Here is a 19,054-nt window from a genome sequence, read left to right on the forward strand (position 1 = left end):
ATCCCCCGGTCCGCCGGGCCCCCGATCATCTGTCAGTGACAATCGTAGTGTTTTGAAGTTCAAAGACGGTATTAGTTCTGTGTTTTTTTAAAACTAGCGCTACGGCTCCACGCAGAGGTTTGCTTTTTACCTTGTTCGGATGCTGGAGGCAACGGTCTTTGAGTGCGCATGACATATGTGTAACAGGGCAGAGCTAGCAGGTTCAATGCAGCGCCAACGGAAAATCCATTCCGTTCGAGCTGACCACCGGGTACTGTTCTTCCGAACGATAGCGCCGCGTGAGTTCGGGCATTGCTTGTTCGACAAAGACCATCAGCTTGCGAGCGGTTACATCTTTTTCGCCGCTTGCTGCCTTACCCATGAGGCCTTCCAGCAGGGTATAGGTGAATACTCCGTGTCCCAGCGCATCCAGTTCCGAGGCCGGTTGATCCTTGGTGGTCGCCGCGATCATGTGGGTGCCGGTCGAGCGCGACAGTTGGGCAAGAGCGCGTCGTTCTTCGAGCCCACGGAAGCTGATTGTCGCAGCACCCGATTTGCACGCGTCGATTATGACCATCAGCTTTTGCGCCGGGATCATTTTTACGGCTTCTGCCAATTCGCGCGAGGAAATCCCGTCACGTTGCAATACTTCCGGGCGTTCAGGTGTCACCAGATCGTAAGGAATGAACATCCAGTCTTCATTCAACGTCTCGCCGTGACCGGCGAGATATACAACCACAACATCGTCCGGCCGGGCCTCGCGCAATTCCTTCAGGCGTGAGCGAATATTGGTCTGCGTGGCATCGTTGTTATAGATCTCGTCAACTTTGACATCCTTGAACAGTCGACCGTAGTTATTACGAAAGAATCGGGCCATGCCTTGCGCATCGGGTACCGAGAAACTCAGGTTCAAGACGGCATTGCGGTAGGAATTGATGCCTACCACGAGGACATACAAGCGTGCCCGTTGATCACTGGCTGCATACTCGATCGCGCGTTCGATCGCTTCCGATTCAGTTCGGTCGGAACCGAGTGCAAGTGCGCGGAAGACATTCTTGCCGGCTTCAAGGGGCACGTCGTAAACCTTGATGACATGTCCCTTGCCCGCGGTGCGGGTCGTTTTGATCGCAGCCGTGTCGGCAACGATCTTGCCATTATGATACAAGCGTATCTCGTCGACTCCGCTGCCGCGGTCGTTGGCAACGATTTCAAGGCGCAGACGCCCATTCTTGGCCAGCTTTTCCGCTTCCGGCGTAAGCAGGGTCACGCTCGGCGGCAGATTGATACCTTTGCGCAGGTCAGCCATTTTGGGTGGCGGGGAAGCTGGAGACGCTTTCGGCGGCGACAAGACAGCGGCGATGGCAGGCGGGTTGTAATAGCGCTCGCTGAAGCGCGCCACCGGCAAGAATTCGGCGGATTGATCAGGACCGCGATTGACGTGCCAGCCGACCAAGCCATCACCGTCCTGGCTGGCGGAAAAGCGTCCGTCCGGCGTCCACATCACCCAGCGTTGACGGTCTTCATGCGGAAACAGCGCCAATTGCTCAGCACCGTCCTGGCGTCGGTACCAGCGTATGGTTCCGTCGCCGAGTGCGGCGACTACCCAGGGCTTCGCCGGGTCGGAATTGTCGATATCCACCGCCCAGCAGGGCGCCGGCGTCGCGGTTCGCCACAATTCGCGCCCGTTTGCATCGAAAAGTCTGACGAACCAGTTGCTGCCCAGGGCTGCCGCATCGCCGGCCGCTGAAACCGATGTCGAAACGCTCATCTCCCCAGGTTCCAGGGCGACCGCCTGGCCATTGATCAGGGGTTTCTGCGAATCCTTCCACTCGCTGACCTCCAGGCCCTTGCCGCCAACTGCCTGCTTGGGAAGCGCTGCGTCCTGGAGAATCAGCACCTGATTGTCGAGGTCAAACAGCGCCGGATGCCGCCCGCCAAAGCCGTACGCAAAGCCGATGGCATGACGCGCTTGCTGTATGCCGAAGCCAGACCAGTTGGCCCGAAAATCAGCCAGCGGCACGGTCTGACGATAGCTGACTGCACCCTTGGCATCGACGATTCCCCAGCTTGCGTCCGCAGCGGCAAATACCACGCGCTGATCGGGAAGCGCAGCGAGACCGGTGACGCTATCGCCGGCGACCGTGACGTCCGTGAACGCGCCGCGGCCGCCATCGTCCCAGCGTCGCAAAACGTGCTCGGACGCTCTTTTTCGCGAAGTGCCGGCAGCATAGAGTGTATTGCCATCCGGCGACCAGGCGACGCTGGTCAGATTCCCGTCGGAGAGGCCGCGGATGTCGGGCGAATAGGCCGGCGTCAGATCATCGGCTTTCACTACCGCGACGCGCCCCGCATCCTCGAATCCAACCGCCAGAAATTTCCCGTCGGGTGAAAAACGTGCGGCAAAGGGGTGCTGGCCGCCGCTGACGCGTGTTTTGGCGATCAAGCTTAGTCCGCTCGCCGTAATTTCGTACACGCGGACGTACCCGTCATACGCGGTACTCGTCAGTCGGCGGCCGTCGGAACTAAAACTGACGCTGTACGAATCACCGCCATAGGCGCTGTCTTCACCCAACAGCGCCGCACTCGACCAGGCATTGCGGCTGGTGAAAACCCGGATGCCGTGGCCGCCCCAAAGTGCGACTGCCAGCATTTTTCCGTCCGGCGAAAAGGTCAGATGGTTGATCACATTGGGCATCCCGCTCAGGCGCAGGCGCATGGCGCCGCTTTCCCTCCGGAAAATATAGACGTCGTTGTCGGCACTCCAGCCGCCGACTGCGGCCAGATCGCCTTGCGGCGTTAGCGCCGCAGCGTAGAGCTTGCCCTCATTCCCCGGACCGATCGGGGGCCGCAGGACGCCGATCGGCTGGCCGTCTGAAAGCCGCCACAGCCGCGCGGTCTTGTCGTCGGACGCCGTGAGCATGATCTGTCCGTCGGCGTCCACCGCAAGGCTGCGAATCGACGCCGTGTGCGTACCAGTTTCGATGCGCAACAACGGCGCGTTTTCAGCCGCCCCAGCAAGCAGGTGGGCGCTCAACAGGATCGCAGTGACGACGCGGCGTAGCCAGAAGCGGCTCACGGATTGCCCACTACGCAACAAGGCTACAACCGACCGAGATATGGATACAGTCATCACGACCATTTCCGAGTCATTCGCGGCAAGCGAGCAGGCGGAATTCGACCCGCCGATCGAGTGCATCGCTGGCATTGTCCTTTCCAGTCCCGATCAGGTTTTCACGCGACCCGTAACCGGCAGCGATCAGACGCTTATCCAGGGATGGTGTCTCATCGACCAGTCGCTGACGGACGTATTCGGCGCGCAAGGCGGACAGGCGCTCATTGACGGATTCCGGCCCGCCACGACTGGCGTGGCCAATGATTTCCATGCACGAATTGCGCTGCGCCGCATGCTGCGCAAGGCTCTTCAGCCACATATCGTAGGGTTCCTTGGCGGTGCCGCCGTGTAGCGAGGTTGCGCCGGGACGGAAGGTAAACACAACAGAGAGCTTGCCCGCATCGAGTCCGAAGTCGACAATTCTGCCGAATGCCTGAGCGCTCTCCTGGCGGCGCCCAAGCTTACTGGCCGCCAGATAGTTTCCTGTCAGCGTGCGAAATTGCTGTCCGGCAGGCGTGGCCCCGGCTTTGACAAAGAGCGCCAGTGCTTCCTTGAAATGTGCGCTGTTATAGGCGCGGATGCCTTCGTTGATCAGTGCGTCGGCAACCAATGAATCGATATAGGCAGGGCTGACTTCGCCGTCCAGCTTGGAAGCCTGGCACGTTGCGACATAAGCCTCGCCGGTCGGATCCCGCGTCCAGACAGGAGCATCACTGAAGAATGGCAAGGGTGCTGAATCGACATTTTCCATACGCGAACGCGCTACGGCCTTGCTGACGATACGCCTTGACTTGAGGTCGACGAGAGCCAGGCAGAATCGATACGATTCGCGTACGCCTTCCGTTTTACCCAGCTGATTGATCGGCGTGAAGGTGCCGACGACCAGCAAGGGCGATTGCCCAAGATTGGCTGCCGTAAACGGCTTGACCTCGAACTGGGGATATTTCGCCTTCACCAGATTGGCAACATTGGTTTCCATTTTCCGTGTCGCGGCAGTTTGCATGCGCGACACGCCGTCGATCAACGGGTCGATGACGACTGGCCGACGCATTGTCTTGTCCGCTGGATCGCCGGCCAACTCCGCCTTGGAAAACAGAGTATTGGCGGCCTTGAGGACGGCTTCATCGTGCGGCAGAATTGGGATTTGCAGGATCGGGGAAGGCGGTGGGGGTGCCGGGGGTGCGGCTTTTTGCGCCGACTGATCGGGGTCAGCGGGCATTGTAGTTTCAGTGGAGCAGGCGCCCAGCAACGCCAGGATCACCAGGTACGGCATAGCAACCAAACTGCACTTCGACGAAATCTTGTTATTCATCTGTCTCTCCCGTATCACGCCGGTGACGAAAAGACCTTCGGCAGCAGGTAGCACTGTAGTTGGCAAGCATTAGAGCGCGCAAACCCAGCCGAGTTCAGTCGTTTGTCAAATGGGCAAGCAGCGTATTACGAAACAGACCGCCCATTGAGGCTGAAGCTTAGCGGGCGCCCCAAGGCATGACCGGCACCGTGGAAATGCTGTTGGCCGGCGCGCCCTCAATCAGCTTGCGGCTGATCGCCAGATACACCAGCGTGCGGTTGGCTTCGTCCCACAAGCGGATGACGCGTGTTTCCTTGAAGAAGATCGAGGTGTCCTCGGTGAATACCGTGGCGTCCTTGGGCAGCTTGTCGGGCAGCGTGATCGGGCCCGTTTGTCGGCAAGCCAGAGAAAATTGCGAAGGATCCTGCGCCAGCCCGAACGAACCGCTGATGCCGCCGGTTCGCGCCTGGCTGACATGGCAGGTCACGCCCGGTATCTTGGGGTCGTGAAACGACTCGACACATACCTTGTGATTGGCGCCGATCAGCTTCCATTCGGTGGTCACGCAGCCGACATTCTCCGCGAGCGAGGGGTTGGCCAATAGCGCGAGTGCTACGAGCAGGGCAGGTTTCGTATTCATAGGATCAAATTCCAACTTCCCGGGAGGTTCGGTGCGGGTGAACGGTCCATGTTCGAAGGTAGATCGTTCATGGGGTGCGTGGCACCTTCGCGACGTGCTGCCGAATTTCGCGCAACTTCGTCCTGAGTTGTCCGGCGTTGTCGCGGCTCATGCGGATCATGATTTTCTGGCCGGCGGAACGTGCTTCCAGCTCCGGATCGGCGTACTTGAAGAGAATTTTCGGCTGTACCAGCTTGATCGGCTCGTCTGGTTCCGGCGACGCCAGAAGATCGTCGATGGCCTCAACCAGACGGTCGTTGAAATACCCCTTGGGATAGCCGATTTCGATATAAGCGCGCTGAAACAGCGGGTAGAACTGGCGATACAAATCGACCAGTTTCTCGGTATCGACGGACTGGATCAGCCGGACATAGGAAGAGTAGCGCTGCGGGTTCTGCACACTGATGGAAAGCGCATTGCCTTTCCCACTGGTCAGGAAAGCACCTTTCACGCGTTTCAACGGCACCACTTTCGCCGGCAGATCCTTACGTGGGAGGTTGTCCACGGTGACGACAATCTTGTGAATCAAGGCTTCGGGCTTGAGCAGTGCTTTCCATTGTTCGCCCAGAACCTGGATCAGGGGCTTGAATATTGACGGATCGCTCTGCTCCAGGTCGGGCAACGGTTCAACCGGCGCTATCGTTTCCAATGGATGGGCGATTGCGGGTTCAGCGGGCGCTGTTTCTGGCTGCGCGATCGGTGCAGTCAGCGGCGGAGTCGTTTCCAGCAAAGGAGGGAGCGGCTCGGCTTCCCGATTCAGCGGAATGTAGATTGCAATTGCTGCACCAAACAGGACGATGGCAACAACCGCCCAGACTTTGCTTTGCATCAATCAGTCTCCCGTGGCAGTATTTTCGGTGTTCAAAGGATAGACCACAACCGTTTGCTTGTGCGTTTTCGAGCGGGAGAAATTCAGCGTCCCCTGGAAGCAGGTCGTGCTTTCGCGCTGATTTCCGGAGGCTGCGGGCTTGGCAGGCACGCTGAAGATTCGCTCGTCGAATGCGATGCCTTCCCGGACCCGACTGCTTTCTACTCTCCGGTCTCGCGCCTGAAGGATACTGCCAGCGCGCCGTTAGCCGTGCGCAACTCGAGCCGGTCACCGTTCAGCCGGAACGTGGCGGTCGTCTGTAGTGCTTCGAGGTAAAGTCGTTCCTGATTCATCATCCCATCGGGTTCGGCACAGAACCTGCGCGTAGCGCCCGCCGCGCCGATGCGCATGCTTGGGCCGTCCAGCGTATAGGCAGCAAAATACTGGTTGCAGCCGGCGCTTCCGCTCACCCGACCGTTAGTGCCAAAGCTGGCGCTGATGCGGCTGCCCAGAAGCAGACTGACGGCGCCCTGTTTGCCGTTGTTGTAGAGCACGACTTCCCATGTCGTGCCGACCGGAGATGTGACCGCCGGTACAAACGTGGCGAGCAGGTTGCCGGCATCGTCTCGCAGGCTGAGCCGGTCCCGGTCGAGCGCAAAACGCGCTGCTCGCTGCAAGGCTTGGCGATAGTCACGAGCTTGTGCCTCAAGCTGATCCGGGCAGGCCATCAAGGTGCCAGCCAGATTTTCGCCAATCCGGATCGAGTCGTCTCCTGAGGTGTGGTTTCCTTGGTACTGGTTACACCCGTCGTTCCCGCCGATACGATTGTCCGAGCCGAAATTGAGCGTCACAGGAGGGGTTTTCGCGACTGCACTGCTTCCGAGGGCTTGCAAGACCCAGTGCGTGCCTGCGAGGGGTGGATTGCTGCTACGCTCGCTCGTGGTCGGGCGTGGAGTGGGTGCGCAAGCCAGCATCAACAGTGTAGCCAACAGGACTGCCGCCGTTCTTGTGTGCATAAAGGCGCTCACTGTGGCCCGAGTTCCGACAGACGCTGGGTGATGCGAATGATCTGCACCCAGTCGTGGGTAGCGATGTCTTGGGAGTGTGCGAGGTGATTGCGCAGCGATTCCAGCTCCTTGGTGAGTAGTTTGGCGGTCCGCTTCGATTTTATGCCCAGGGCCTCCAGCGCGGCCTGGTCCTCAAGCAAGATCTGCATCTTGTCGGAAAATTGCAGGCAGTCGATCAAGTTGCTATGCAAGTTGCGGCGCTCCCGTTCCTTCTGCAACTCCCACGCTTTCGTCAGGCGGGCGGGGGCCAGTAAAGCTTCCCAGGTGTTGCCGGGGAAGCACCGCTCGATGAATTGGACCAGCCCCATTTCGTAGAGGGTGATGGCGCCGAACAGCCACATGCGCACGACCGGCTTGTTAACGGCGTTACGAGTGATAACCCCGACGATCGTATCGAACATGGAGACGAAACAGTGTTCGTGCCGTGTCAGGATGCCAAACACATCGGTGAGCGGCGCGCTGCCATCCAGCACCTGATCGGCCGAGATGTGCTGCATTAGCTGCCCACTGGGCGCAGAGTCGCCGGCCGCCATGTCGGTCAGGCGCAGGTAGCCTTGGACTGTGCCATCGACGCGGATGCCGGCGATGTTCAGATGCCGAGATTGCATGACGCGTGCGACAGCGCTTTGCGCCTTGTCGTCGTCGAAAGAGAGCAGGGGTTCGACGATATCGCTTGCGCTGAAGGTCTCCCGAAACAAGCGCACGATCTGCGGGTTGTCCAGGTGTGGGATCAGGGCCGCCAGACTCGCAGATGCCGGTGGCGGTACGGTCCTTTGCAAGGCCCTCAGCTTTTCCTGCGTGCTGTCATGTAGCGCGCGCGCCTGCCTCATCAATTCCGGCTCGCCTTCACCGAGTACCGCCAGCAGCGCTTCCATTTCCTGCAGATAGACCTGGGCGAAGCGCGGGTCGTGGTGCGCAATGTCCTCGCAGTTGTCGATCAGGTCCGCGAGCTTGATCGTCTTGGCGCGAGGCGAGGCGTGGGCGGTGTGGCGGCGGTCGATTTCCTTGCGCACGGCACGGTTTCCGTCGCTGGGCCGGCTTACGTCGGTCAGCGCCTCGACCAGCCCCGCAACCGGTGCGCCAAATTCGCTCTCGACGTCCTCCATGGTGGCTGGCGTGTCTTCGACCACGTCGTGGAGCCATGCCGCAGCTATCATTTCCTCGTCATGGGTGACCGAGGAAACCAGGCGCGCTACGCGCTCCAAGTGCACTCGATAGGGCTGATCGTTGTACTTGCGGCGCTGGTCGATGCGCTGATGTGCGCTCGTTGCGAAGGTTCTGGCACGTTCTATCAACTCGGACATCGCTTGATTTTAGGGTGCTGCCGGTCCCGGTCCTGTAAGTGTTCATTGGCCTGAAGCAGGAGGAAGATTAGTGCGGCAATCAGTTTAGCCGTTTTTCGGCCGGGAGGAGATCATGCCGTTACGCCGGTCGCATGCGCAGCTCTGGACGTCCGGAAAATGGTCTCTGCCTGCGCCATCCCAAGCCTCAATTATTGACCATACCGTTACTGTTTGACTATAATTGCGCCTTTTTATCGGGGGTGTGCTATGCGTCAAAAACTGGTTGCAGGCAATTGGAAAATGCATGGTGGGCTGAAGACCAACTTGCAGTTGCTTAAAGATGTCGTAGCCGGCGTGGCTGGATTCAACGGTATGTCGGCAGCCGTATGCGTTCCTTTCCCCTATCTGGCACAAGCGCAGTCTGTATTGACCGGAACCCCCGTCGCATGGGGCGCCCAGAATCTGAGCGAACAGGCGCAAGGCGCTTTCACCGGCGAAGTCAGTGCCGCGATGCTGCAGGATTTCGCTTGTCGTTATGTACTTGTCGGTCACTCCGAGCGCCGGGCGATCTATGGTGAGTCGGACGCCCTGGTTGCCGAGAAGTTTGCAGCGGCGCTGGCGGCTGGTTTGTGCCCTGTATTGTGTGTCGGCGAGACGCTGGATCAGCGTGAGGCCGGACAGACCGTTGCCGTGGTTTCGGCCCAGATTGATGCAGTGCTCAAGCGTGCGGGCGTTGCAGCGTTTTCGGGTGCTGTCGTCGCCTACGAGCCGGTATGGGCCATCGGTACCGGCCGCACGGCGACTTCCGAGCAGGCGCAGGAAGTGCACGCAGCCATTCGCGCGCAGATTGCCGCTGCTGATGCCAAGGTGGCCGAGGGGCTACAAATCCTTTACGGCGGCAGTGTAAAGCCCAACAACGCAGTCGAGCTTTTCGGCATGGCCGATATTGATGGTGGCCTGATTGGGGGCGCGTCTTTGGTTGCTGCTGATTTCCTGGCGATTTGCCGCGCAGCTGCTCAATAAAGAGACAAAATGGAATATCTGTTTTCTGTGGTTTTGGTCGTTCACATTCTGGCGGCGATCGGTGTCATCGGTCTCGTGCTGGTTCAGCACGGCAAGGGAGCTGACATGGGCGCAGCTTTCGGTAGTGGCGCTTCGGGCAGCCTGTTTGGTGCGACGGGGTCTGCCAACTTCCTGAGCCGGACAACAGCGGTGCTAGCCGCTGTTTTTTTTGTGACCAGCCTTTCGTTGGCTTATATCGCCTCCAATAAACCAAAAACGACTGGCAGTGTGATGCAGGATGCGGTAAGATCGCAGGCTGTTCAGGAGCCGGTTGCGGCCGGTGCCGACAAGGCTGGAACTCCCGTGGAGTCAGGCTCCAAGACCAAAGATATTCCGCAGTAGATTGACTGTATGAAAGCGGCGGTGTGCTTTCCCTCGTTCAGGCACATCGCCGCCTGACTGTAGCAGTGCCGACGTGGTGAAATTGGTAGACACGCTATCTTGAGGGGGTAGTGACTTAGGTCGTATGAGTTCGAGTCTCATCGTCGGCACCAAGTGGAGTTACCCGATTGGGAAGCTCTGGTTGAAATGTAATTGATAGTGTGGCGGATCATGCTGGAAAACTATTTCCCGATACTTGTTTTCATCCTGATTGGAATCGTTTTTGGTTTCGCGCCGGTCATCACCGGCATGATCGTAGCGCCCCATCGCCCTGATAGCGAAAAACTTTCACCCTACGAATGCGGCTTCGAGGCTTTCGAGGACGCACGTATGAAGTTCGACGTGCGGTATTACCTGATCGCCATCCTGTTCATTCTGTTTGACCTCGAAGTGGCGTTCCTTGTGCCATGGGCGTCGATCTTCAAGGAAATCGTCCAGACGGATTCGGTCAAGCTGTTCGGTTTTGTCGAGATGCTGGTCTTCATCCTCATTCTTGTCGTGGGCTACGTCTATGCCTGGGTCAAGGGTGCGCTGGATTGGGAGTGAGCAAATGGGTATTGAAGGCATTCTCCAGGAAGGCTTCATCACGACGACAGCTGACAAGCTGATCAACTACATGCGAACCGGTTCGATGTGGCCGATGAGCTTCGGTCTGGCCTGTTGCGCAATCGAGATGATTCATGCCGGTTGCTCGCGCTACGATCTGGACCGTTTCGGCATCGTGTTTCGACCCAGTCCGCGACAGTCGGATGTGATGATTGTTGCCGGCACCCTGACCAACAAGATGGCGCCGGCCATGCGCAAGGTCTATGACCAGATGGCCGAGCCGCGCTGGGTGATCTCCATGGGTTCCTGCGCCAATGGCGGCGGTTATTACCACTATGCGTATTCGGTTGTCCGTGGATGTGACCGCATCGTTCCAGTCGATATCTACGTTCCCGGTTGTCCGCCGACCGCCGAGGCGCTGATTTATGGCCTGATCCAGTTGCAGAACAAGATTCGCCGCACCAGCACCATCGCCCGCTGAACCAAACGAGAAGCCCGGAGTATTTCCAATGTCCGCCAAGCTTGATCTGCTAAGCCAAAACCTGCAACAGCATTGCGGAAACCGCATCACGTCCCAGCAGATCGCCTTTGGCGAAATCACGATCGATGTCGATGTGGGCGATTATCTTGAAGTAATGACGACACTGCGCGACGAACCCGAATTGCGTTTCGAGGAGTTGATGGATCTCTGCGGTGTCGACTATTCCACTTACAAGAATAGTGCGTGGACCGGAAAGCGATTCGCTGCGGTAAGTCATCTGGTTTCGATTGCGCACAACTGGCGTGTCCGTGTCCGCTGTTTCGCGCCGGACGATGATTTCCCCTCGATCCCCTCGATTACTTCGATCTGGAACTCGGTCAACTGGTTCGAGCGCGAGGCATTCGATCTGTTTGGCATCGTTTTCCCAGGGCACAACGATCTGCGCCGGATTCTTACTGATTACGGATTCATCGGGCATCCTTTCCGCAAGGACTTTCCGATATCCGGTTATGTCGAGATGCGCTACGACCCCGATCAGCAACGCGTCATTTATCAGCCCGTGACGATCGAGCCGCGTGAGATCACGCCGAGAATTGTCAGGGAAGAGGGTTACGGGGAAGTCGACAATGCCTGATATCCAGAATTACACGCTCAACTTCGGGCCACAGCATCCGGCCGCACACGGCGTATTGCGCATGGTGCTGGAGCTCGATGGCGAAGTCGTCGTGCGTGCCGACCCGCACATTGGGTTGCTGCATCGCGCGACTGAAAAGCTGGCGGAAACCAAGACCTGGGTGCAGTCCGTGCCGTACATGGATCGTCTCGACTACATGTCGATGATGTGCAACGAGCATGCCTACTGCATGGCGATTGAACGGCTGCTGGAAATCGAGGTGCCGATTCGCGCCCAGTACATCCGTGTGATGTATGACGAAATTACGCGAATTCTGAACCACCTGTTATGGATTGGCGCGCATGGCCTTGACGTCGGCGCGATGACCATGGTGCTTTACGCCTTCCGTGAGCGTGAAGATCTGGTCGACTGCTACGAAGCCGTGTCCGGCGCCCGGATGCACGCGGCGTATTACAGGCCGGGGGGCGTCTATCGTGACCTGCCGGACAGCATGCCGCAGTATCGCGAGTCGAAGTGGAAGAGCGCGGCAGAAGTCAGGAAGATCAATGAAGTGCGCAGCGGCTCTCTGCTGGACTTCCTCGGGGATTTCGTCAGCCGTTTTCCAAAAATACTCGACGAGTACGAAACCCTGCTGACCGACAACCGGATATGGAAGCAGCGTTTGGTCAACGTGGGTATTGTTTCTCCCGAGCGCGCCATGCAGCTTGGTTTTACCGGCCCGATGCTCCGTGGTTCGGGTATCGCCTGGGATCTGCGCAAGAAGCAGTCCTACGAGGTTTATGACCGACTCGATTTTGACATTCCGGTTGGCGTGACGGGAGACAGCTATGACCGGTACCTTGTTCGCGTCGAGGAAATGCGTCAGTCGAATCGCATAATCAAGCAATGCATCGACTGGCTGCGTGTCAACCCGGGTCCCGTAATTACCGATAACCACAAAGTGGCGCCGCCGTCGCGAGCGGACATGAAGTCGAATATGGAGGAGTTGATCCACCACTTCAAGTTGTGCACCGAGGGCATTCATGTCCCGGAAGGCCAGGTCTACTCGGCCGTTGAGCACCCGAAGGGTGAGTTCGGCATCTACGCGATTTCGGATGGCGCGAACAAGCCTTACCGACTGAAGATACGCTCGCCGGGTTACGTCCATCTGTCGGCAATGAATGAACTGACGCGTGGCCACATGATTGCCGACGTAGTAACGATGGTCGGCACGATAGACATCGTTTTTGGCGAGATTGACCGCTGATGCTGACTACAGAATCCTTGCAAAGAATTGATCGAGAGATCGCCAAGTATCCGGCTGACCAGAAGCAGTCGGCGGTGATGGCAGCGCTGGCGATCGCCCAGGAAGAACAGGGCCGGTTGTCGAGCGAAGCGATTGAGTTTGTTGCCCACTATCTTGGCATGGCGCCGATGGCTGCCTACGAAGTGGCCAGCTTCTACAGCATGTATGACCTGACCCCGGTAGGCAAATACAAGCTGACTGTCTGCACCAACCTGCCGTGCATGTTGTCCGGTGGTGTCGATGCGGCCGAGTACCTGAAGAACAAGCTGGGCGTTGGTTTCAATGAAACGACGCTCGATGGGAAGATCACGCTCAAGGAAGGCGAGTGTATGGGCGCCTGTGGCGATGCGCCCGTGCTGTTGGTTAATAACCGTCGCATGTGCAGCTTTATGCAGCCGGAGCAAATCGACAAACTGCTGGCGGAGCTCGAATAATGGCGATCCTCGGTGCAATCAACCCGATGCTCACCGTCGGCCTCGACTATGAAAGCGATCGTGCCTGGCGACTGGATGGCTACGTCGAGCGTGGCGGCTATTCGGCGCTGAAAAGAATTCTTGCCGAGAAAATGCCTCAGGACCAAGTGATCGGCGAAGTCAAGAAATCCGTACTGCGCGGTCGGGGCGGTGCCGGTTTCCCGACCGGCTTGAAGTGGAGCTTCATGCCGCGTGCCTTTCCGGGCGACAAATACGTGGTCTGCAATTCGGACGAGGGTGAACCGGGAACCTTCAAGGACCGCGACATCCTGCTCTTCAATCCGCATTCGGTGATTGAAGGCATGGCAATTGCCGCCTATGCCATGGGAGCTTCACGCGGTTACAACTACATTCACGGTGAAATCTGGGAAGTCTATACGCGTTTCGAAGATGCGCTGGACGAAGCCCGTGCAGCCGGCCTCTTGGGAAAAGACATACTGGGCTCGGGATTTGATTTCGATCTCTTTGCGCACCATGGTTACGGCGCTTACATCTGCGGCGAAGAAACCGCACTGCTCGAATCGATCGAGGGCAAGAAAGGGCAGCCGCGCTTCAAGCCGCCATTTCCTGCATCGTACGGTCTTTACGGCAAGCCGACGACGATCAACAACACCGAGACGTTTGGCGCCATTCCGTTCATTCTTGAGCTGGGTGGCGAGGCTTATCTCGAAGCCGGCAAAGCCAACAACGGCGGCACCAAACTGTTCTCGATTTCCGGCCACGTCAACAAGCCGGGAAATTATGAAATTCCGCTCGGTACGCCCTTCTCAACGCTGCTCGAGATGGCCGGCGGCATGCGTGGCGGTCGCCAGCTCAAGGGCTGCATCCCCGGTGGGTCATCATCCCCCGTGGTGCCGGGCGACATCATGATGGAGTGCACGATGGATTACGACTCCATCAGCAAAGCCGGCTCAATGCTCGGTTCTGGCGCGGTCATCATCATGGATGAGACGACCTGCATGGTGAAGGCGCTTGAGCGCTTGTCCTACTTCTACTACGAAGAATCCTGCGGACAATGTACGCCATGCCGCGAAGGCACCAACTGGCTCTACAGGATCGTTCACCGCATTGAAAGCGGACAGGGGCGCCCGGAAGACCTTGATCTGCTCAACAGCGTGACCACCAACATCATGGGCCGCACCATTTGTGCGCTCGGTGATGCCGCCTCGATGCCAGTGCAGAGCTTCGTCAAGCATTTTCGAGACGAGTTTGCGTACCACATTGAACACAAGAAGTGCCTTGTTCCGCTGGATGTTCAGCGCGCGGGAAGCGGCTTCTTCAAGGCAACGGTCTAAGGTAGCGATATGCTTGATATTGAAATCGACGGCAAACAGGTCCAAGTACCAGCGGGGGGCACCATCATGGATGCCGCCCAGCTCGTCGGCGCTTACATCCCGCATTTCTGCTACCACAAGAAACTCTCGATCTCGGCCAATTGCCGGATGTGCCTGGTGCAGGTCGAGAAAGCTCCGAAGCCCTTGCCGGCTTGCGCAACGCCGGTCACCAGTGGCATGAAGGTGTTTACCCACTCGGAGCTTGCCGTCAATGCCCAGAAGGGCGTTATGGAGTTTCTGTTGATCAATCACCCGCTCGATTGCCCGATCTGTGATCAGGGTGGCGAGTGTCAGCTGCAGGATTTGGCAGTGGGTTATGGCGGGAGCGCCTCACGTTATCAGGAAGCCAAGCGCGTCGTTTTCCACAAGGACGTGGGTCCGCTGGTGTCGATGCAGGAAATGGCACGTTGTATCCATTGCACGCGTTGTGTCCGTTTTGGCCAGGAAATAGCCGGCGTAATGGAGCTTGGCATGGCCAACCGCAACATGCATTCGGAGATCCAAACCTTCGTTGGCCGCACGGTCGATTCCGAATTGTCCGGCAACATGATCGACATTTGTCCGGTTGGCGCATTGACTTCGAAGCCATTCCGGTACTCGGCCCGCAGCTGGGAGCTGTCGCGCCGCAAGTCGGTCAGCCCTCACGACAGCCTGGGTTCAAATCTGACGGTGCAGGTGAAGAGTGATCGCGTGATGCGAGTTCTTCCTCGCGAGAATGAAGAGGTCAACGAATGCTGGATATCCGACAAGGATCGTTTTTCCTATGAAGCGCTGAACGTCGGTGATCGTCTTCAGAAACCGATGATTCGTGTCGACGGCGCTCTGCGTGAAGTCGAATGGAATGTCGCGCTGGACTACGTTTCGCATGGACTCAAGGATATCGCCGCACAGCACGGCGGCGAGCAGATCGCTTCGCTCGCGGCGCCTAATGCAACACTGGAAGAAATCTATCTGTTACAGAAACTGACCCGTGGTCTGGGTTCGGGGAACGTCGATTTTCGTCCGCGTCGCCGCGATTTTTCAGCCGATGGTCAATTGGCCGGCACGCCCTGGCTCGGCCTCAGGCTTGCACAGATCAATGAGCTTGACGCAGCGCTGGTTGTCGGGAGCTTTTTGCGCAAGGATCATCCACTATTTACCCAGCGGCTGCGCCAACTGGCCAAGAAATCGGGCAAAGTCAGCCTTGTTTCTGTCACCGGTGATGATCCCCTGATCAAGCTGCATGAGCGCATTACAGTGTCGCCGGCCGAATTGCCGCTCGCACTGGCCGGCATTGTGAAAGCTGTGGCTCAGCTCAAGAGCGCCACGCCTCCGGCCGGACTGGAATCCGTCGAGCCCAGTGCAGCGAGTACAGCCATTGCGGAAAGCCTGTTATCGGGCGAGAAGCATGCCATCTTCCTGGGTAACGCTGCCGAGCAAAGCACGCAGGCAGCTCAACTTCATGCACTGGCCTCCGAACTCGCGAGGCTTACTGGAGCCAGCTTCGGTTTTATCGGCGAAGCAGCAAACAGTGTCGGTGGCTATGTTGCCAAGGCTTTGCCGACGGCTCTCAATGCCTACGATATGTTCGCGCAAGCGCGCAAGGCCTATGTCCTGTTTGGCGTCGAACCTGAACTCGATTGCCACAACCCGCAACTCGCGGTTTCAGCACTCAGGCAGGCTGAGCTTGTTGTGATGCTGACACCTTTCAGGCATGAAGCAGCCCTTGAATACGCCGACGTGCTGTTGCCGGTTACCCCTTTTACCGAGACATCGGGTTCGTATGTCAATACGGAGGGCCGTGTGCAGGGAACAGTCGGCGTCTGTCGACCGCTGGGTGATTCCCGTCCGGGCTGGAAAGTCCTGCGCGTTCTGGGGAATACGCTGGCGCTGCCTGGATTCGATTACGAATCCAGCGAACAAGTTCGTGACGAGATGCTTGCTCCGGACCAGCAATTCGTTGACGGCCTGAATAACGGCCTCAACGACATCGGCGGCTATGCACTGGCCGGCAAAGCCGGCAAGGACCTGCAGCGCATTGCCGATGTACCGATCTACGCGACCGATCCGCTTGTGCGCCGTGCGGCCTCGCTGCAGCAGACCCATGACGCTGCGGCTCCAACGGCGCGCATGTGCGCATCGACTCTGGCACAAGCGGGCTTCGTCGACGGCGAATCGGTGCGTGTCAGGCAAGCGCAGGGTGAGGCGCTGATGACAGCCAGCCTGGATGAGACTGTCCCTGCGGGTTGTGTACGAGTCGCAACGGCGCACGTATCGACTGCCGCGCTGGGTGACATGTTTGGTGCGATCAGCGTGGAGCGTGCGTGATGATTGATACGCTACAGCAATTGCTGCCGGGCTTCTTGATTCCGTATTTGAACTGGCTGATGGACTTGGGCCATGACATCTTCGGCGCCGCCTGGCCGAACATTCTGACGGTGGTGTGGACGGTGATCAAGGTCATGCTGATCATTGGGCCGCTGCTCCTGATCGTCGCCTATGTGACCTTCTGGGAACGCAAGATCATCGGCTGGATGCAAGTGCGTATTGGCCCGAATCGCGTCGGACCCTGGGGCCTGATTCAGCCGATTGCCGATGGCCTCAAGCTGATGCTGAAAGAGGTTGTGATCCCAGCCGGAGCAGACAGAAGCGTGTTCCTGCTGGCGCCGGCCTTCGCTTTTGCTCCGGCGCTGATGGCCTGGGCAGTGATACCTTTCAACAGCACGCTGGTGCTGGCCAATATCGATGCCAGTCTGCTTTACATTATGGCAATTTCCTCACTGGGCGTTTACGGGATCATCCTTGCCGGATGGGCGTCCAATTCCAAGTACGCATTTTTGGGCGGTATGCGTTCCGCCGCGCAGTTGATTTCTTATGAGATAGCGATGGGATTGGCGCTGGTGGTCGTTCTGATGGTCTCGAACAGCCTCAATCTGGGCGACATCGTCGAAGGCCAGGGCCAGGGCCGTTTTGCCGAAATGGGTCTGGGCTTCCTGTCATGGAACTGGTTGTCGCTGTTGCCGATGTTTGTTGTCTATCTGGTTTCCTGTGTGGCTGAAACGAACCGCGCGCCTTTCGACATGGCAGAGGGCGAATCCGAGATCGTCGGCTTCCATGTCGACTATTCGGGGATGGCGTTCGCCGTATTCTCTCTTGCCGAATACTCGGCAATGCTCTTGTGTTCGACATTGACCTCGCTCCTGTTCCTTGGCGGCTGGTTGTCGCCCGTCGGTTTCCTGCCGGACAGCATCTTCTGGTTGTTTGCAAAGATATTCGCCATCATCTACTTCTACTTCTGGATTCGCGCCACCTTCCCGCGTTATCGCTACGACCAGATCATGCGTCTCGGCTGGAAAGTGTTCATACCCGTGTGCCTCATCTGGCTGGTGGTTGTCGGTTGCTGGATGATGTCGCCGTGGAACATTTGGAAGTAAGAGGCCAGTCATGGGTTCAATGAAAGATATTTTTAACAGCCTCCTGCTCAAGGAGTTGTTCAAGGGCATGTCGGTGACCGGGCGTTACATGTTTGCGCGCAAGATTACCGTCCAGTATCCCGAGGAGAAGACGCCGCAGAGTTTCCGCTTCCGTGGTCTCCACGCCTTGCGCCGCTACCCGAATGGTGAGGAGCGTTGCATTGCGTGCAAGCTCTGCGAAGCGGTGTGCCCGGCCATGGCCATCGTTATCGAATCGGCGGAACGCGAAGATGCGAATGGGCAGAAATCGCGCCGCACGACGCGCTACGACATCGATCTGAGCAAGTGCATTTTCTGCGGCTTTTGTGAAGAAGCCTGCCCGGTCGATGCGATTGTCGAGACGCGCGTTTTCGAGTACCACGGCGAAAAGCGCGGCGATCTTTACTACACCAAGCCAATGCTGCTGGCCAATGGCGATCACTACGAAACGCAGATCGCCGAGGACCGCGAACTTGACTCGAAATACCGCTAACAGGCACTGACTCGATGGAATTCAAGACCTTCGTTTTTTACTTTCTTTCCACGATTCTGGTCTACGCCAGTCTGCGTGTCGTGACCCTGCGCAATCCGGTTCACGCCGCGTTGCATCTCATTCTTGCTTTTTTCAGTGCGAGCGGCGTGTGGGTTCTCTTGCAGGCGGAATTTCTGGCCATTGCCCTGGTTCTCGTCTATGTCGGGGCCGTCATGGTCCTCTTCCTGTTTGTCGTCATGATGCTCGATATCAATCTGGATCGGCTGCGCGAGGGCTTCTGGAGCTACCTGCCGATGGGCGCTATCGTTGCACTGCTGATGGTTGCCGAAATGAGCCTGGTTCTTTGGGGCAATTACTTCAATTTGTTCGAGAGCAATGTTCCACAGACGGATGCCAACTTCAGCAACGTCCAGGCGATCGCCCGCCTGCTGTTTACCGAATACGTCTATCCGTTTGAGCTGGCCTCGGTCATCCTCCTGGTCGCTATCGTAGCCGCAGCGGCGCTGACACTGCGTGGCAAGAGGATGAGCAAATCGGTCAGTCCGTCGCAGCAGGTTTTCGTCAAAGCGAAGGATCGTGTTCGTGTGCTGCAAATGCCGGCCGAGAAGCGCGAGTGAAGACGGACTGTCTTTTAGCGAGTTGAGTTTGAGTTACTGAAGAATTGAAATCGAATCCCCGAGCATTCGGGATTCAAGAATACGACGTGCTGGCGCGT

At 57.9% G+C, this 19,054-nt stretch carries 18 protein-coding genes and 1 tRNA gene; 13 read left to right on the forward strand and 6 right to left on the reverse strand.

Features of this window, described 5'->3' with window-relative positions; all coding sequences use genetic code 11:
• Nucleotides 1-202: 202 nt before the first annotated feature.
• From PROAA_RS10715 to PROAA_RS10740, 6 genes are all read right to left on the reverse strand, one after another.
• Nucleotides 203-3,184, reverse strand: a complete 2,982-nt coding sequence (locus tag PROAA_RS10715; protein ID WP_186411332.1) for a caspase family protein — start codon at nucleotides 3,182-3,184, stop codon at nucleotides 203-205.
• The gene (locus PROAA_RS10720) at nucleotides 3,126-4,403 is read right to left on the reverse strand and encodes an OmpA family protein (protein WP_186411333.1); all 1,278 of its coding nucleotides are present in this window, start codon (nucleotides 4,401-4,403) and stop codon (nucleotides 3,126-3,128) included. Before PROAA_RS10720 ends, PROAA_RS10715 begins: the two co-directional genes overlap by 59 nt.
• A 157-nt stretch (nucleotides 4,404-4,560) precedes the next feature.
• On the reverse strand, nucleotides 4,561-5,022 hold the full coding sequence (locus tag PROAA_RS10725; RefSeq protein WP_186411334.1) for a CreA family protein: 462 nt from the start codon (nucleotides 5,020-5,022) through the stop codon (nucleotides 4,561-4,563).
• Nucleotides 5,023-5,089: 67 nt separating this feature from the next.
• Nucleotides 5,090-5,890: a DUF3014 domain-containing protein gene (locus PROAA_RS10730; RefSeq protein WP_186411335.1), complete on the reverse strand. Its 801-nt coding sequence runs from the start codon at nucleotides 5,888-5,890 to the stop codon at nucleotides 5,090-5,092.
• Nucleotides 5,891-6,090: 200 nt separating this feature from the next.
• Nucleotides 6,091-6,885: an META domain-containing protein gene (locus PROAA_RS10735; protein WP_186411336.1), complete on the reverse strand. Its 795-nt coding sequence runs from the start codon at nucleotides 6,883-6,885 to the stop codon at nucleotides 6,091-6,093.
• An 8-nt stretch (nucleotides 6,886-6,893) separates the two neighbouring features.
• Entirely contained in the window at nucleotides 6,894-8,240 is a 1,347-nt protein-coding gene (locus PROAA_RS10740; protein WP_186411337.1) for an HD domain-containing protein, read from the reverse strand.
• 246 nt (nucleotides 8,241-8,486) lie between these two features.
• Here PROAA_RS10740 and tpiA point away from each other — a divergent pair, with 246 nt between their 5' ends.
• The 13 genes from tpiA to PROAA_RS10805 all read left to right on the forward strand — a co-directional run bounded on the left by tpiA (nucleotide 8,487) and on the right by PROAA_RS10805 (nucleotide 18,956).
• Nucleotides 8,487-9,242 carry a triose-phosphate isomerase gene (tpiA, locus tag PROAA_RS10745; protein ID WP_186411338.1) on the forward strand — a complete coding sequence of 252 codons (756 nt, stop codon included), beginning with the start codon at nucleotides 8,487-8,489 and terminating at the stop codon, nucleotides 9,240-9,242.
• Nucleotides 9,243-9,251: 9 nt separating this feature from the next.
• A complete protein-coding gene (secG, locus tag PROAA_RS10750) occupies nucleotides 9,252-9,623 on the forward strand; it encodes a preprotein translocase subunit SecG (protein WP_186411339.1) in 372 nt (123 codons plus the stop codon).
• 67 nt (nucleotides 9,624-9,690) lie between these two features.
• Nucleotides 9,691-9,775: transfer RNA gene (locus PROAA_RS10755), tRNA-Leu, on the forward strand.
• Between the two features lie 58 nt (nucleotides 9,776-9,833).
• On the forward strand, nucleotides 9,834-10,208 hold the full coding sequence (locus PROAA_RS10760) for an NADH-quinone oxidoreductase subunit A (RefSeq protein WP_186411340.1): 375 nt from the start codon (nucleotides 9,834-9,836) through the stop codon (nucleotides 10,206-10,208).
• 4 nt (nucleotides 10,209-10,212) lie between these two features.
• Nucleotides 10,213-10,689 carry a NuoB/complex I 20 kDa subunit family protein gene (locus tag PROAA_RS10765; protein ID WP_186411341.1) on the forward strand — a complete coding sequence of 159 codons (477 nt, stop codon included), beginning with the start codon at nucleotides 10,213-10,215 and terminating at the stop codon, nucleotides 10,687-10,689.
• A 28-nt stretch (nucleotides 10,690-10,717) separates the two neighbouring features.
• Entirely contained in the window at nucleotides 10,718-11,323 is a 606-nt protein-coding gene (locus tag PROAA_RS10770) for an NADH-quinone oxidoreductase subunit C (RefSeq protein ID WP_186411342.1), read from the forward strand.
• A complete protein-coding gene (locus PROAA_RS10775) occupies nucleotides 11,316-12,569 on the forward strand; it encodes an NADH-quinone oxidoreductase subunit D (RefSeq protein ID WP_186411343.1) in 1,254 nt (417 codons plus the stop codon). The genes PROAA_RS10770 and PROAA_RS10775 overlap by 8 nt, the downstream gene beginning before the upstream one ends.
• A complete protein-coding gene (gene nuoE / locus PROAA_RS10780; protein ID WP_186411344.1) occupies nucleotides 12,569-13,042 on the forward strand; it encodes an NADH-quinone oxidoreductase subunit NuoE in 474 nt (157 codons plus the stop codon). The genes PROAA_RS10775 and nuoE overlap by 1 nt, the downstream gene beginning before the upstream one ends.
• Nucleotides 13,042-14,376, forward strand: coding sequence for an NADH-quinone oxidoreductase subunit NuoF (gene nuoF, locus PROAA_RS10785; RefSeq protein WP_186411345.1), 1,335 nt, complete (start codon nucleotides 13,042-13,044; stop codon nucleotides 14,374-14,376). The genes nuoE and nuoF overlap by 1 nt, the downstream gene beginning before the upstream one ends.
• A gap of 9 nt (nucleotides 14,377-14,385) precedes the next feature.
• The gene (gene nuoG, locus PROAA_RS10790; protein WP_186411346.1) at nucleotides 14,386-16,722 is read left to right on the forward strand and encodes an NADH-quinone oxidoreductase subunit NuoG; all 2,337 of its coding nucleotides are present in this window, start codon (nucleotides 14,386-14,388) and stop codon (nucleotides 16,720-16,722) included.
• A gap of 59 nt (nucleotides 16,723-16,781) precedes the next feature.
• Nucleotides 16,782-17,828, forward strand: a complete 1,047-nt coding sequence (gene nuoH / locus PROAA_RS10795) for an NADH-quinone oxidoreductase subunit NuoH (RefSeq protein WP_245664248.1) — start codon at nucleotides 16,782-16,784, stop codon at nucleotides 17,826-17,828.
• 10 nt (nucleotides 17,829-17,838) lie between these two features.
• On the forward strand, nucleotides 17,839-18,339 hold the full coding sequence (nuoI, locus tag PROAA_RS10800; RefSeq protein WP_186411348.1) for an NADH-quinone oxidoreductase subunit NuoI: 501 nt from the start codon (nucleotides 17,839-17,841) through the stop codon (nucleotides 18,337-18,339).
• Nucleotides 18,340-18,353: 14 nt separating this feature from the next.
• Nucleotides 18,354-18,956 (forward strand): NADH-quinone oxidoreductase subunit J, encoded by a 603-nt coding sequence (locus tag PROAA_RS10805; protein WP_186411349.1) that lies wholly within the window; start codon nucleotides 18,354-18,356, stop codon nucleotides 18,954-18,956.
• Nucleotides 18,957-19,054: the final 98 nt, after the last annotated feature.

It is taken from the genome of Candidatus Propionivibrio aalborgensis, assembly GCF_900089945.1.
Taxonomy (GTDB): Bacteria; Pseudomonadota; Gammaproteobacteria; order Burkholderiales; family Rhodocyclaceae; genus Propionivibrio; species Propionivibrio aalborgensis.